Origin of the sequence: Aeromonas sp. 62-46 (assembly GCF_001898585.1) — a bacterium.
Lineage (GTDB): Bacteria > Pseudomonadota > Gammaproteobacteria > Enterobacterales > Aeromonadaceae > Aeromonas > Aeromonas caviae.
Window position 1 is genome coordinate 126,983 of the sequence record NZ_MKUI01000050.1, and the last position, 12,913, is coordinate 139,895.

Here is a 12,913-nt window from a genome sequence, read left to right on the forward strand (position 1 = left end):
TTACTTCTCCTGCCTGGCGATGTCGGCGACCCAGGGGCGGTGCCACTCCCGCATCAGCAGCTCATTGCGAAAACGCATCAGGGTCAGGGCACCGAGAAATGCGGCGAACGCCAGGATCATGATGAGCAGCGGCCACAGCATCTCGGGGGAGATGGAGGGCTTGTCAAACTTGGTGATGGTGGCCCCCTGGTGCAGGGTGTTCCACCACTCCACCGAGTAGTGGATGATGGGCAGGTTGATCACCCCGACCAGCGCCAGGATGCCGGCGGCGCGGCCCGCCACCACCTTGTCGCTGAAGGCGTTGTAGAGGGCGATGACACCCAGATAGAGGAACAGCAGGATGAGCTCGGAGGTGAGCCGGGCATCCCACACCCACCAGGTGCCCCACATGGGTTTGCCCCAGGCGGCGCCGGTAAAGAGGGCAATGAAGGTGAAGACGGCCCCCACCGGGGCGATGGCCGCCACCGTCATGTCTGCCATGCGCAGTTGCCACACCAGGCCAATGAAGGCGGCCACCGCCATGGTGGAGTAGGCGCCCATGGAGAGGATGGCGGAGGGCACATGGATATAGATGATCCTGAAAGAGTCGCCCTGCTGGTAATCGGCGGGTGCGAAAGCCAGCCCCCAGACGGTGCCGATGATGAAGGCGAGCAGGCTTGTCACGGCAAACCAGGGCAGCAGGGTGCCGGCCAGCCCATAGGCGCGCTCGGGTTTGGCATAAGGGTGCAACCATTTCCACATAGCTCACGAAACCTTTCAGTTATTAATTCTTAAGTGGCGAGGGCTACCATACCCATGGGGGAAAAACATCATATCCCCCGAAAGCAATAAGCAGCCATCCCCTTGATCTATCTCAACTATCTCGCCCCTAACAAGGCTTCAAACGAAAATCTTTTCACCAAGTCAATCAGTTGACACTCACCCGCAACGCCGCCGAGATGGCCAGGGGCGTCAGGGTCAATGCCCCCACCAGCATGGCCCCCAGGATGGCGAGCTGACCGGCATAGGGCAGTCCCATGCTCGCCGCGTCGATGGCGGACGTGGCGAAGATAAGCACCGGAATATAGAGCGGCAGCAGCAACAGGCTGAGCAGCACGCCCCCCTTGCGCAGCCCTGCGGTCAGCGCCACTCCGACCGCCCCGAGCAGGCTCAGCACCGGCGTACCGAGCGCCAGGGTGGCCACCACGGCCAGATAGGTCTTCAGCTCCAGGGAGAGCAGGATGGCGAGCAAGGGGGAGACCAGCAACAGCGGCAGACCGGTCAGCAACCAGTGAGCGATTACTTTGGCCAGGGCCAGCAACCCCAGGGGATGAGGCATCAGCATCATCTGCTCCAGGGCGCCGTCACTGAAGTCGTCACGAAACAGCCGCTCCAGGGAGAGCATGGCCGCCAGCAGGGCCGCCACCCAGATGATGCCGGGAGCGATGCGGGCCAGCAACTGGGGCTCGGGCCCGATCCCCAATGGAAACAGGGTGATGACGATGAGGAAGAACCAGAGCGGGTTGAAGATGTCGGCGCGCTGGCGCAGGGCCATCAGCAACTCGCGGTGAATAAGGTGTATGACGGCGCGCAGCATGGGCTACTCCTGCAACAGCGAGGTCAGAGAGAGGGTCTTGAGCCGTCCCTGCATCAGGGTCAGATCCTGGTGGGTAGTAAGGACCACCATGCCCCCTCTGTCCGCATGGGCGAGGAACAACTGCTCCAGCACCCTGACCCCCTGCTTGTCGATGGCGGTGAAGGGCTCGTCCAGGATCCAGAGCGCCGGTCGCTCGCTCAGCCACAGCCTGGCCAGCGCCACCCGTCGCTGCTGCCCGGCGGAGAGCTGCCCCGCGGGATAGTCTTCGAAACCGGCGAGGCCGACCTGGGCCAGCACCCGCCAGAGATCCACGCCGTCCCCGGCAGGACCATGGAGCTTCTGGTAGAAGGAGAGATTCTCAAGGGGGGTCAGGGTCGCCTTGACGCCGGGCTGATGGCCCAGGTAAAGCAGGCTGGCGTGGTATTCATCCCGGCAATGGCGGATATTCTCCCCATTCCAGCACACCTCGCCAGCAAAGGGCTGGGAGAGGCCGGTGAGCAGGCGCAACAGGCTGGTCTTGCCCACCCCGTTGGGACCCTCAATCTGCATCAAATCCCCGGCACGCACCGCGAAGGAGAGATGTTCAAACAGGGTGCGATCTTCACGCACGCAGCTCAGATTGTTCGCTTGAAGCAGCATGGGGATGTAATCGTTGAAAATGAGGCGGCCTGCATCTTAACACAGGATCCGGAGGCGTCTTTTCAAAGATGCCAATAATCAACAGGATTTGTGGGGAAGATCGCGCCCCCACCAAAGAGATTGATGCCAAAGGATTATCCACCGTCCCGGCATCGAGAAAGAGGTGGCCACGGGCCGAACAGAAAGCGGGGAGGCACCGGCCTCCCCGCGACACATCCGTCAGCTGCGTCCCTTTCGCAGGGAAATAAGCAGCTCCGCTTCCGCCTGGGGCAACTCGCACTCGCTCATCACCTCGTCCAGATCGGCACCAAGCTCCACCATCTTGGCGGCGCGGCTGTAGAGGCGGCGCTCCGGATCCTGCAACGTCAGCTCCTGCTGGCTGTCGTGGATCTTCTGCATGGCCCCTTCTGCGGCTTGCAGACGCTGACCCATGCCGATGGCACCCGTGTGCAACTCCATCATCTGCTTGCGCAGACTCTCGAGCTGCCCCTGCAGCGCTTCCACCCTGGCCTCGGACTCTCGCTGGCGACGACGGTGCCCCAGGATCCCGTAAAGGGCCAGCACCAGTGCGAGCAAGGACAACCCCAAGGCTGCAAATTCAATCATCAAACCATCACCTTACCGTCACAGGGAGGCGGACAGGTGCCATCGCCCCCGTCCGCACGTTCCCGTCCCTGTTACAGGGAACCAATGTCTTCCCACTCTTCGTCGGAGAGCAGCTTGTTGAGATCCACCAGGATCAGCAGTTGGCCGTCACGGTTGCTGACGCCCTGGATGAACTTGGCGCTCTCCTCGGTGCCCACCGCCGGGGCGGCATCGATCTCGGAGGAGCGCAGATAGACCACCTCGGCCACGCTGTCCACCATGATGCCGATCACCTGCTTCTCCGCCTCGATGATGACGATGCGGGAGTTCTCGCTCACGTCCCCGGCCGGCAAGCCGAAACGGGAGCGGGTATCGATGACGGTCACCACGTTGCCACGCAGGTTGATGATGCCCAGCACGTAGTCAGGTGCACCCGGGACCGGAGCGATCTCGGTGTAGCGCAACACTTCCTGAACCTGCATCACGTTGATGCCATAGGTCTCGTTTTCCAACTGGAAGGTCACCCACTGCAGCACTTCGTCTTCGGCCAGATTCTGTGCAATATTGCGCTTCTCTGTCATCTTCTTGATCCTTGTATGAACCCGTCAACGGGTAAAATTAGCAATAAAACCATGGCGATGCCGATGTTGTCAGCGGCCTTCGATGTTCACGCCCCGGCCAAGCAGCAGCAAGAGCTCCCTGACGTGCAGCAGGGCACACATCTTCTCCTTGACCATGCCGGCCAGCCAGGGGCGCTTGCCCTCCTGATGGCGCCACTTCACCTGGTCCCGGTGCAGCAGTTCTGTGCCCTTCAACTGGTGACAAGCCAATCCCCAGGGTGATTCTCCCAGCATAATCAGATATTTGTAATCGTCCATCTCCAGATGCTGGCCCGGCATGACCCACTGGGCCGTGTCCACCACATTCATCTTCTGCTCGCGGGAGGTCATGATCCCCTTGTACCAGCCCGGCTGGCCGAAGAGAGAGGTCACCTCCCCCAGTTGATGGATGCCCCCCAACTCGGTCAGAGGCACCGCAAACGTCACCCCGGCCACGTCGAAGAAGAGCGCCTGAAACTCGTTGCCGGTATCCAGGTTCTCCCAGGTCGATGGTGCGGGCGCCGCTTCGAGGGCGGGCGCGGGTTCTGCCACCGCGAGGGCGACGGGCTCGACCTCCTCCACCACGGCTTCCACCACCGGCTCTGCCAGGGCGACCAGAGGCTCACTGTCAACTACCTCCGCCTCGAGCTGGAATGGCTCGACATGCACCTCTTCGTGGCTCAGGGCATCCATCTCGAACTGGACCTGCCCCACCTGGGCAAGCAGCTCGCTCAGCTGGGCCAGTCGGGTATCGGCTTCAAGATAGGGGGTGGCAGCCACCTCCGGCACGGCGACGGTCTGACGTTGCAACGCAGGGGCCGGTGCTTCGTCTTCGGGATCTTCCCGCAGCAGGGCATCGTCCAGCAGCAGGGAGTGGAAATAGTCGTCCATGGCCCGAACCTGGGTGGTTTCTCTCACGGCATCACCTCCTGGGTCCGTTGACGCTCCAGCGCGTCGAGATGGTTGAGCAGGGTCTCATAGGCATAGGTGCCCCGGCTGCCCGGTGCATAGATGGAGGGAGGAATGTGCACCAGACTGGCATCCCTGAATTTGGTGTCGATGGGAATGACCGCATTCCACACCGCCTCCCCATACTGCTCCTTGATGGACTGCAATGTCATCAGGGAGGCGCGGGTACGCTTGTCAAACATGGTCGGAATGATGGTGTAGCGGAACTTCTCCCGCTTGGAGCGCTGCATGATCTCGAAGGTCTTCATCATCCGCTCCAGCCCCTTGAGGGCCAGGAATTCGGTCTGCACCGGCACCAGGATGCGATCGCAGGCCGCCAGCGCGTTCACCATCATGACCCCCAGCACCGGCGGACAGTCGATGAGCACGTAGTCGAACTGATCCTGCACCCGCAGCAGAGCGCGCTTGAGCACCAGCCCCATCCCTTCCCGGTTGCCCATCACCCGATCCAGCGTGGCCAGGGTAATCGAGGCAGGCAGCAGGCTGATGTTCTCGAATCGGGTCTTGAGGGTCATCCGGTTGACCAGCTCGGCGCTGGGTTTGGCCGCCTGGAACAACTCGTACAGGGTGCCTTCCAGCCTGTCCGAGTCGAAATCGAGATAGGAGGTCAGGGAGGCGTGGGGGTCGGTGTCGATCAGCAGTACCCGCTGGCCACGCTGGGCCAGAATGCCCGCCAGGGAGACGACCGTGGTGGTTTTACCGACTCCACCTTTCTGATTGGCAACCGTCCAAACAATCACTGTATCAATCCTGCCTTGTTGTTATGCGTATGCCCCCACCGGGCAGCGCGATCACCCTGATCTTTTCACTGTCGACACTCTGCGGTGCGTCCTGCACCGGTGCCACCGTCAGCGGTTTGACGGGGGCTGGCGGCACCCAGGCGAACCTGGATATGGCGACCACCACCTTGCGATTCTGTAATCGTCCCTGCTCGGTGCCATTGTCGACGAAGGGGGAAAACTCTCCGTACGCCTCGTAGGCGAGCCGACCGGGAGCCACCCCCTTGCCCACCAGGGCATTGAGCACTGCCTCGGCACGGGCCGCTGACAATGTCCAGTTGGAGCGGAAAATTTCGTTGTTTATCGGTTGGTTATCCGTGTAGCCCCGCACCCTGACATAGTTATCGACCGGTTTGAGAATACCTGAAAGCGTATCGAGCACGGGTGCGGCATTGCTCCCCAGAAAAGCGCTGCCACTGTTGAACAGGAGACCTGAACTCAGCTCCACCGTCAGCCAGTTGTCATCCTGCGCAAGCTTCACCACCCCTGCATCGACCAGGGCGCCCATGGACTCCTGGATCTGCATGTCGATCTGCGCAAGAGCCGTGCCATCTTGCGAGACGGGCGTGCCCGTGATGGGTGCCCGCGAGGGGGACGCAGAGGCCTGGCTCTCCAGCAGGCTGGGGGCGGCCGAGACCGGGTTGTCCAACAAGGAATTGCCCCGCCCTTCCAGCAGACCATCGCTGCGCGGCGCCTGGTTGAAGGCCTGGGTCATGCCCTCGATGACGGCGCGGTACTCCTCCTTGTTGACGATGGCAACGGAGTAGAGCACCACAAAAAGGGCGAAGATGAGCGTCATGTAATCGGCATAGGAGACCAGCCAGCGATCGAGATGCTCTCGCCCTTGCAGGTGCAAACGATAGCGCTTGCGCATGGCTACTCCCCTTTCAGATAAGCCCGTAACCGCCTTTCAACCTGCGGGCCGTTCTCCCCGTGGGCGATGGCCAGAAGCCCCTCCAGGGTCATCTCCTGATAGAGGCCGTAATGGTAGTGGAAGGCGCGCAGCCGATTCGCAATCGGCAGATAGAGCAAGTTGGCAAAGCCCACCCCGTAGATGGTGGCGACGAAGGCCACGGCAATGCCCGCCCCCAGGGTGCCTGGTTCCTCCAGATGAAACATGGCCTGGATGAGGCCAATCACGGCCCCGATGATGCCGATGGTGGGACTGTACCCCCCCATGGACTCGAACACCCTGGCCGAGTGCTCGTTGCGCTCCTGCTCGATGTCGATGTCCGCCTCCAGCAAGCTGCGGATATCCTCGATGGAGACGCCATCCACAATCATGGAAAGCCCCTGGCGGGTGAAGGGATCGGGCTCGGCCTCGGCCTGGTTTTCCAGCGCCAGCAAGCCTTGCTGGCGGGCGAACTGGGCCCACGCCTTCAGGCGCTCGGCCTGCTCCGCAAGATCCAGCTGCGGCGGAAACAGCATCCAGGTTGCCTGCCTCAGGGCACTGAGCAGGTACTTGCGGGGAGTCTGCAAGATCACCGCCCCCCAGGTTCCCCCGACGACGATGACAAAGGCCGGGCCATCCAGCAGGGTCAGCAGGCTCCCGCCATGCCACCACTGGGCGATGGCGACGGCCCCCAGCGCCAGCACCAGGCCGAGCATGCCCATGGTCAGCGACCCAACTCGACCAGAATGCGCTGGGCCACCCGATCCAGCGGCAGGGATTCGCTTGCTATGCCCGCCTTGGCAACGGCCTGGGGCATGCCATAGACCACGCAGGAGGCTTCATCCTGCGCCCAGATGGTCGCCCCCTGCTCCTTGAGCAGACGGGCACCGTCGCGGCCATCCGCGCCCATGCCGGTCAGGACGATGGCCAGCACCTTGTCGCCATAGGTCTTGGCGGCGGAGGCGAAGGTGATGTCCACGCAGGGTTTGTAGTTGACCTTGTCATTGCCATCGATGATGCGAAGACGGGCACCGGGCCCGCGCCCTTCCAGCAACATCTGCTTGCCACCGGGGGCAAGATAGGCCTGACCCGGTTTGAGCACGTCGCCATCCTGCGCCTCCTTGACGCCTATCTGGCACAGCCCGTTGAGGCGGGCGGCAAAGGCAGCGGTGAAGGTGGCCGGCATGTGCTGGATCAGCAGGATGGGATGAGGGAAATCTCCCGGCAGCTTGGTCAGCACGTTCTGCAGTGCCACCGGCCCGCCGGTGGAGGTACCGATGGCAACCAGCTGGTAACTCTTGCCACTGCGCTTGAACGCGGCGGGAGCCGCCGCTGCCCGCGCAGGCTCGGGCTGGCGTTCGGCCAAGGGACGATTCAGGGTCCCCGTGACGGCGGGCCGGACGGCAGGCTCGGGGGCTCGGGGCCGGGTGGCCATCAGGAAGCGTTTGCGGGCGATCTCCTTGACCCGCTGCTGCAGCAGGTTGACGGCTTCGTCCTTGTCGCGGGCGATGTCTTCAAACTTCTTGGGCAGAAAATCGAGGGCGCCCGCATCCAGCGCATCCAGGGTTGCCTTGGCTCCCTCGTGGGTCAGGGAGGAGAACATCAGGATGGGGGTCGGACACTTGGCCATGATCTCGCGCACGGCGCTGATGCCGTCGAGCACCGGCATTTCAATGTCCATGGTAATGACGTCTGGCCGCAACTGCTGCGCCTTGTCTACCGCCTCCCGCCCGTTCTGGGCCGTGTCGATCACCGTCATCAGGGGATCCTGATTGATGATTTCGCTGACCCGACGGCGGAAGAAACTCGAATCGTCGACCACTAATACCTTGACTGCCATTGTTATTCTTTTAACTCCTTGAGCCTGGCGCTCAGTGGCGACGGGCATAGGCCTTGAGCAGGCTGGGCACATCCAGAATGAGGGCGATGCCGCCGTCGCTGGTAATGGTGGCGCCAGCCATGCCGGGGGTACCTTGCAGCAGGTTGTCCAGGGGCTTTATCACCACCTCTTCCTGACCGATGAGGTTGTCTACCACGAAGCCGACCTGCTGGGTGCCGATCTGGACGATGACCACGTGGCCCTGGTCCTGGCGGGCCGTCTTGCCGGCACCGCGTACCAGCCACTTGTGCAGGTAGAACAGCGGAATCGCCTTGTCACGGACGATGATGGTGAGCTGGCCATCCACCACGTTGGCCTTTTTCAGATCCAGGTGGAAAATCTCATTCACGCAACCGAGGGGCAGGGCGAAGGTCTGCTGACCCACCTCCACCATCAGGGTCGGCAGAATGGCCAGGGTCAGGGGAACCTTGATCTCGAGACGGGTGCCCTTGCCCCAGGTGGAATCGATGTGCACCGAGCCATTGAGGCTGACGATGCTGGTCTTCACCACGTCCATGCCCACTCCACGGCCGGAGATGTCGGAGATCTCCGACTTGGTGGAGAAGCCGGGGGCGAAGATCAGGTTGTAGGCATCGTTGTCGCTCATGCGCGCCGCGCTGTCAGCATCGAGCACGCCACGGCTGATGGCGATGGACTTGAGCTTCTCCGGGTCCATCCCTGCGCCGTCATCCTCTATGCAGAGCAGAATGTGGTCCCCTTGCTGGGAGGCGCTCAGGGTGATGGTGCCCTGACGGGGCTTGCCCGCCTTCTCGCGCACGTCCGGCATCTCGACGCCATGGTCGCAGGAGTTGCGCACCAGGTGAACCAGGGGGTCGGCCAGGGCCTCCACCAGGTTCTTGTCCAGATCCGTGTCCTCACCCACCATCACCAGCTCGATCTCCTTCTTGAGGGTACGAGCCAGATCGCGCACCACGCGCGGGAAGCGGCCGAATACTTTCTTGATAGGCTGCATGCGGGTCTTCATGACCGCGCCCTGCAGATCGGCGGTCACGACGTCGAGGTTCGCGACAGCCTTGGACATCTCTTCGTCATTGCTGGCGATGCCGAGGCTCACCAGGCGGTTTCTCACCAGCACCAGTTCGCCCACCATGTTCATGATGACGTCCAGGGTCTTGGTATCCACCCGCACCGTGGTATCGCTCTGTACCGCGCTGCTCTCGGCGGGAGCGGCCTGCTTGGCAGGGGCGGCCCTGGCTGGCGCTGGGGGCTCTGCCGGCGCGGGTTTGGCGGCCACTGGCGCCTTGGGCGGCGTCACCGGGGCTGCGGGGGCAGCGGGTGCCGGGGCCTTGGGTTCGGGAGCGGGCGCAGGAGCAGGTGCCAGACTGTGCTGGGGCGCCTGGCCACGGCCGTGCAGTTCATCCAGCAGGCGCTCGAACTCATCGTCGTCGATGAGCTCGTCCACCTCTTTCTGGACCGACTGCAAAGGTGCCAGATCGGGGGCACCACCGTGCTGGCCCTGACCATGGAGCTGGTCGAGCAGGGCTTCGAATTCGTCGTCTGTGATGTCACCTGAACCGCTCAGCACGGGGGCGGCAGAGACCGTTGGCGCTTTGCCGACACCGTGCAGCTCATCGAGCAGGCGTTCAAATTCGTCGGCGGAGATCTCGTCGATGGAGCCACCGCCATTGACGGCGACAGGCGCCACCTCGGCGATGACCTCGGGTTCTGGTACGGGTTCGGGCTCAGGCTCGGGTGCTGGCTGGGCCGCCACGCTGGCGGTACGCAGCTGCTCCTGCCCTTCCGGCTTGCACAGCTCGTGCAGATCGTGCAGCAGATCGGGAGAAGCGGGGCTTATCTCTTCGCGGTTCTGGACCTGGGCAAACATGACGTTGATGGCATCCAGCGCCTGCAAGATGACATCCATCAGCTCGGCACTGAGGGTCCGCTTGCCGTTGCGCAGCATGTCGAACAGGTTCTCGGCACCGTGACAGACATCCACCAGTTCGGTGAGGGAGAGGAAACCCGCTCCCCCCTTGACGGTATGGAAGCCGCGGAAGATGGCGTTCAACAGGTTCTTGTCATCGGGCCGCTTTTCCAAGTCGACCAGTTGTTCAGACAACTGTTCCAATATTTCTGATGCTTCGACCAAAAAGTCTTGCAGTATGTCTTCATCAACTTCGAAGGCCATGCGTCACTCCATTAGAATCCCAGGCTAGACAGCAGATCGTCCACATCATCTTGACCATTGACCACATCTGAGCGGGTCTGCGGGTTCATGATGGGGCCTTCCGCCTCGATGCCGCTCACTGGCAGGCTACGTGCCGAATTGTCGCTAACGCCCTCACCGAACATGGTCAGCATCTCTATCAACTTCGTTTCAACTTCCTGCACCAGTTTGATCACCTTGCGGATCATCTGACCGGTCAGGTCCTGGAAATCCTGAGCCATCAGAATTTCCGTCAGCAGTTGTCGTAACTTATCGGCATCCGTCTCAGAAGCCTTAATAAAATCATTCAGTTGATGGCACAGCGCCTTGAATTGACCCAGCTCGAGATCCCGGCTCATCAGGGCATTCCAGTTGGGCATGACCAGCTGAATGTTGTCGTTGAGTCGATCGGCGATGGGAAGGCTTGCCTCGACCGCATCCATGGTGCGATTGGCCGCCTTGTCCGTCATGTCGATGACATAGCTCAGACGCTCCCGGGCATCCGGGATCTCATGGGTGGCCAGGTCGGGGATCCTGGGATCCAGGCGAAAATCCTGCAATGAGTTGTGCAATTGGCGGGTCAGCTGCCCCACCTTGTCAAACAGGGCCGCCGCATTGGGGGCGCACACATCGGCGAGGATGGTATCGGCCTGTTCAAACTCTTCCCGCTCCAGGTGGGCAACCAGCATCCTTGCCTGGTCAAGCGAGATCATGGCACTCGTTTTGGCCTTCATCCCTGCCGCTCCTTAGCCGATACGTTCAAAGATTTTGTCGAGCTTCTCTTTGAGGGTGGCAGCGGTGAACGGCTTGACGATATAGCCATTGACCCCGGCCTGGGCGGCTTCGATGATCTGCTCGCGTTTGGCTTCGGCAGTCACCATCAGAACCGGCAGGTGCTTGAGCTTGTCGTCGAGGCGAATCGCCTTGAGCAGGTCGATGCCCTGCATGCCGGGCATGTTCCAGTCGGTGACCACGAACTGGAAGTCGCCATTTTTCAGCATCGGCAACGCCGTGTTGCCATCGTCTGCTTCATGGGTATTGTTGTATCCCAGGTCACGCAGCAAGTTCTTGATAATCCGGCGCATCGTTGAAAAGTCATCGACGATGAGGATTTTCATGTTCTTGTCCAAAGTTCCTCCTAAATAGCCGCCAAGACGGCTCACTTACATGATGCAGATCGCAGGTTTTATGGTGCGGATTATGCCTTAGAGTTGTGCTCCAGTGTAGCCAGTACAACCACTTATAAATTCCAATCTCGCAAACGGGCGCGCAGCCTGTGCATGGCCTGACTATGAATCTGGCTCACCCGAGACTCACTCACACTCAATACTTCACCGATCTCGCGCAGATTCAGCTCTTCATCGTAATAAAGGGACAGCACCAGCGCCTCCCGCTCCGGCAGGCGGGCGATGTGCTCCGCCAGGGCCCCCTGGAAGCGCTCGGCCGCCAGATCGTCGAATCCTCCCTGACCGTTGCCTTCATCGGGATGACCGATGACATCTTCGCTGACGCCCAGATCCTCGATGCCGATGATCTTGCCGCAGGAGACATCCTGCAGCATGGCATGGTACTCCCCGAGGGACACCCCCATATTGGCGGCCACCTCGGTGTCTCTGGCATCCCGGCCATGGGCCTGCTCCACGTTCTCGATCGCTTCTGCGATGGCACGGCTGTTGCGGTGCACCGAACGGGGCACCCAGTCCCCACGGCGGATCTCGTCGAGCATGGCACCACGGATGCGGATGCCGGCATAGGTTTCAAAGCTGGCGCCCTTGCTGCCGTCAAAGTTGCGGGAAGCTTCGAGCAGCCCAATCATACCTGCCTGGATCAGGTCATCCAGCAAGACACTGCTTGGCAGGCGAGCCAATAAATGCTGGGCAATCCGCTTGACCAGCGGAGCGTGTCGCTCAACCAGCACGTAGGAATCCTGATGACGCAAGTATGCTTGGGCTTTATTCACGGGAGTCTTCCTGTGTTATGACCGGCTTTTGCAACAAGTTTTCCAGGAAAAATTCGAGGTGGCCGCCCGGCTGATTCGGGATGGGCCAGCTCGCCGCCTTGTTCGCCAGGGCACGAAATGCCAGGGCGGCAGGGGATTTTGGAAACGCTTCAACTATCAGTTTCTGCTTGCGCACCGCGGCCCGCAGGTTGGTGTCGTAAGGCACGCAGGCCACCAGTTCCAGGGAGGTATCCAGGAAGCGGTCGGTGACCCGGGTCAGCTTGGCGAACAGCTCCTGCCCCTCGCGCAGGGAGCGGACCATGTTGGCCACCACCTTGAAGCGGAACACACCGTGATCCTTGGAGAGGATCTTGATGAGCGCGTAGGCATCCGTGATGGAGGTGGGTTCATCGCACACAACCACCATGATGTCCTGGGCGGCACGGGTGAAACTCAGCACCATGTCGGAAATCCCCGCCGCCGTGTCCACCAGCAACACGTCCACCTGGGTCTTCATCTCGCTGAAGGCGCGGATGAGCTCGGCATGTTGTACCGGGGAGAGCTCGACCATGGACTGGGTGCCCGAGGTGGCCGGCACTATCATCATGCCGTAGGGCCCCTCGACGATGATGTCGTCTATGGTGCACTCCCCGGCCAGCACATGGGAGAGGTTGCGATGCACCCTCAGCCCCAGCATGACGTCGACGTTGGCCAGACCAAGGTCGGCATCCAGCACCAACACCCGCTTGCCCTGGGCGGCCATGGCTCCCGCCACGTTCAGGGTCACGTTGGTCTTGCCGACGCCCCCCTTGCCTCCGGACACGGCGATCACTTTCACTCGATTGTTTTGACGCATTTTGCGCAGACCACTCGCCTGATCCATATACAT

15 protein-coding genes are annotated in these 12,913 nt (G+C 61.6%); all 15 read right to left on the reverse strand.

Features of this window, described 5'->3' with window-relative positions:
• Complete coding sequence (locus BGO64_RS15985) at positions 1-741, reverse strand: heme ABC transporter permease (protein ID WP_010673946.1); 741 nt, start codon at positions 739-741, stop codon at positions 1-3.
• 166 nt (positions 742-907) lie between these two features.
• Complete coding sequence (gene ccmB, locus BGO64_RS15990) at positions 908-1,576, reverse strand: heme exporter protein CcmB (RefSeq protein WP_010673945.1); 669 nt, start codon at positions 1,574-1,576, stop codon at positions 908-910.
• Between the two features lie 3 nt (positions 1,577-1,579).
• Positions 1,580-2,215 (reverse strand): cytochrome c biogenesis heme-transporting ATPase CcmA, encoded by a 636-nt coding sequence (ccmA, locus tag BGO64_RS15995; RefSeq protein ID WP_039039903.1) that lies wholly within the window; start codon positions 2,213-2,215, stop codon positions 1,580-1,582.
• Between the two features lie 219 nt (positions 2,216-2,434).
• Positions 2,435-2,821, reverse strand: a complete 387-nt coding sequence (locus BGO64_RS16000) for a DUF2802 domain-containing protein (protein ID WP_010673943.1) — start codon at positions 2,819-2,821, stop codon at positions 2,435-2,437.
• Between the two features lie 71 nt (positions 2,822-2,892).
• Positions 2,893-3,381, reverse strand: a complete 489-nt coding sequence (locus BGO64_RS16005; protein WP_010673942.1) for a chemotaxis protein CheW — start codon at positions 3,379-3,381, stop codon at positions 2,893-2,895.
• A 69-nt stretch (positions 3,382-3,450) separates the two neighbouring features.
• Positions 3,451-4,317, reverse strand: coding sequence for a chemotaxis protein CheW (locus BGO64_RS16010; RefSeq protein ID WP_010673941.1), 867 nt, complete (start codon positions 4,315-4,317; stop codon positions 3,451-3,453).
• A complete protein-coding gene (locus BGO64_RS16015) occupies positions 4,314-5,108 on the reverse strand; it encodes a ParA family protein (RefSeq protein ID WP_010673940.1) in 795 nt (264 codons plus the stop codon). The genes BGO64_RS16010 and BGO64_RS16015 overlap by 4 nt, the downstream gene beginning before the upstream one ends.
• A 4-nt stretch (positions 5,109-5,112) precedes the next feature.
• On the reverse strand, positions 5,113-6,021 hold the full coding sequence (locus BGO64_RS16020) for an OmpA family protein (protein WP_043154490.1): 909 nt from the start codon (positions 6,019-6,021) through the stop codon (positions 5,113-5,115).
• A 2-nt stretch (positions 6,022-6,023) separates the two neighbouring features.
• Positions 6,024-6,761, reverse strand: a complete 738-nt coding sequence (locus tag BGO64_RS16025; RefSeq protein WP_041212636.1) for a flagellar motor protein — start codon at positions 6,759-6,761, stop codon at positions 6,024-6,026.
• 2 nt (positions 6,762-6,763) lie between these two features.
• Complete coding sequence (locus BGO64_RS16030) at positions 6,764-7,879, reverse strand: protein-glutamate methylesterase/protein-glutamine glutaminase (RefSeq protein WP_041215583.1); 1,116 nt, start codon at positions 7,877-7,879, stop codon at positions 6,764-6,766.
• Between the two features lie 31 nt (positions 7,880-7,910).
• Positions 7,911-10,067 carry a chemotaxis protein CheA gene (locus BGO64_RS16035; RefSeq protein ID WP_286701010.1) on the reverse strand — a complete coding sequence of 719 codons (2,157 nt, stop codon included), beginning with the start codon at positions 10,065-10,067 and terminating at the stop codon, positions 7,911-7,913.
• 11 nt (positions 10,068-10,078) lie between these two features.
• Positions 10,079-10,819 (reverse strand): protein phosphatase CheZ, encoded by a 741-nt coding sequence (locus BGO64_RS16040; RefSeq protein ID WP_041212633.1) that lies wholly within the window; start codon positions 10,817-10,819, stop codon positions 10,079-10,081.
• A gap of 12 nt (positions 10,820-10,831) precedes the next feature.
• The gene (cheY, locus tag BGO64_RS16045) at positions 10,832-11,203 is read right to left on the reverse strand and encodes a chemotaxis response regulator CheY (protein ID WP_425278782.1); all 372 of its coding nucleotides are present in this window, start codon (positions 11,201-11,203) and stop codon (positions 10,832-10,834) included.
• Positions 11,204-11,325: 122 nt separating this feature from the next.
• The gene (locus tag BGO64_RS16050; protein WP_029314170.1) at positions 11,326-12,045 is read right to left on the reverse strand and encodes an RNA polymerase sigma factor FliA; all 720 of its coding nucleotides are present in this window, start codon (positions 12,043-12,045) and stop codon (positions 11,326-11,328) included.
• Positions 12,038-12,913, reverse strand: a complete 876-nt coding sequence (locus BGO64_RS16055; RefSeq protein ID WP_041212631.1) for a MinD/ParA family protein — start codon at positions 12,911-12,913, stop codon at positions 12,038-12,040. Before BGO64_RS16055 ends, BGO64_RS16050 begins: the two co-directional genes overlap by 8 nt.

What these genes read in the sequence shown, in the direction of transcription:
- BGO64_RS15985 (WP_010673946.1), bottom strand. Translation starts at nt 741, where the DNA reads ATGTGGAAATGGTTGCACCCTTATGCCAAACCCGAGCGCGCCTATGGG.
- ccmB (WP_010673945.1), bottom strand. Translation starts at nt 1,576, where the DNA reads ATGCTGCGCGCCGTCATACACCTTATTCACCGCGAGTTGCTGATGGCC.
- ccmA (WP_039039903.1), bottom strand. Translation starts at nt 2,215, where the DNA reads ATGCTGCTTCAAGCGAACAATCTGAGCTGCGTGCGTGAAGATCGCACC.
- BGO64_RS16000 (WP_010673943.1), bottom strand. Translation starts at nt 2,821, where the DNA reads ATGATTGAATTTGCAGCCTTGGGGTTGTCCTTGCTCGCACTGGTGCTG.
- BGO64_RS16005 (WP_010673942.1), bottom strand. Translation starts at nt 3,381, where the DNA reads ATGACAGAGAAGCGCAATATTGCACAGAATCTGGCCGAAGACGAAGTG.
- BGO64_RS16020 (WP_043154490.1), bottom strand. Translation starts at nt 6,021, where the DNA reads ATGCGCAAGCGCTATCGTTTGCACCTGCAAGGGCGAGAGCATCTCGAT.
- BGO64_RS16025 (WP_041212636.1), bottom strand. Translation starts at nt 6,761, where the DNA reads ATGGGCATGCTCGGCCTGGTGCTGGCGCTGGGGGCCGTCGCCATCGCC.
- BGO64_RS16030 (WP_041215583.1), bottom strand. Translation starts at nt 7,879, where the DNA reads ATGGCAGTCAAGGTATTAGTGGTCGACGATTCGAGTTTCTTCCGCCGT.
- BGO64_RS16035 (WP_286701010.1), bottom strand. Translation starts at nt 10,067, where the DNA reads ATGGCCTTCGAAGTTGATGAAGACATACTGCAAGACTTTTTGGTCGAA.
- BGO64_RS16040 (WP_041212633.1), bottom strand. Translation starts at nt 10,819, where the DNA reads ATGAAGGCCAAAACGAGTGCCATGATCTCGCTTGACCAGGCAAGGATG.
- cheY (WP_425278782.1), bottom strand. Translation starts at nt 11,203, where the DNA reads ATGAAAATCCTCATCGTCGATGACTTTTCAACGATGCGCCGGATTATC.
- BGO64_RS16055 (WP_041212631.1), bottom strand. Translation starts at nt 12,913, where the DNA reads ATGTATATGGATCAGGCGAGTGGTCTGCGCAAAATGCGTCAAAACAAT.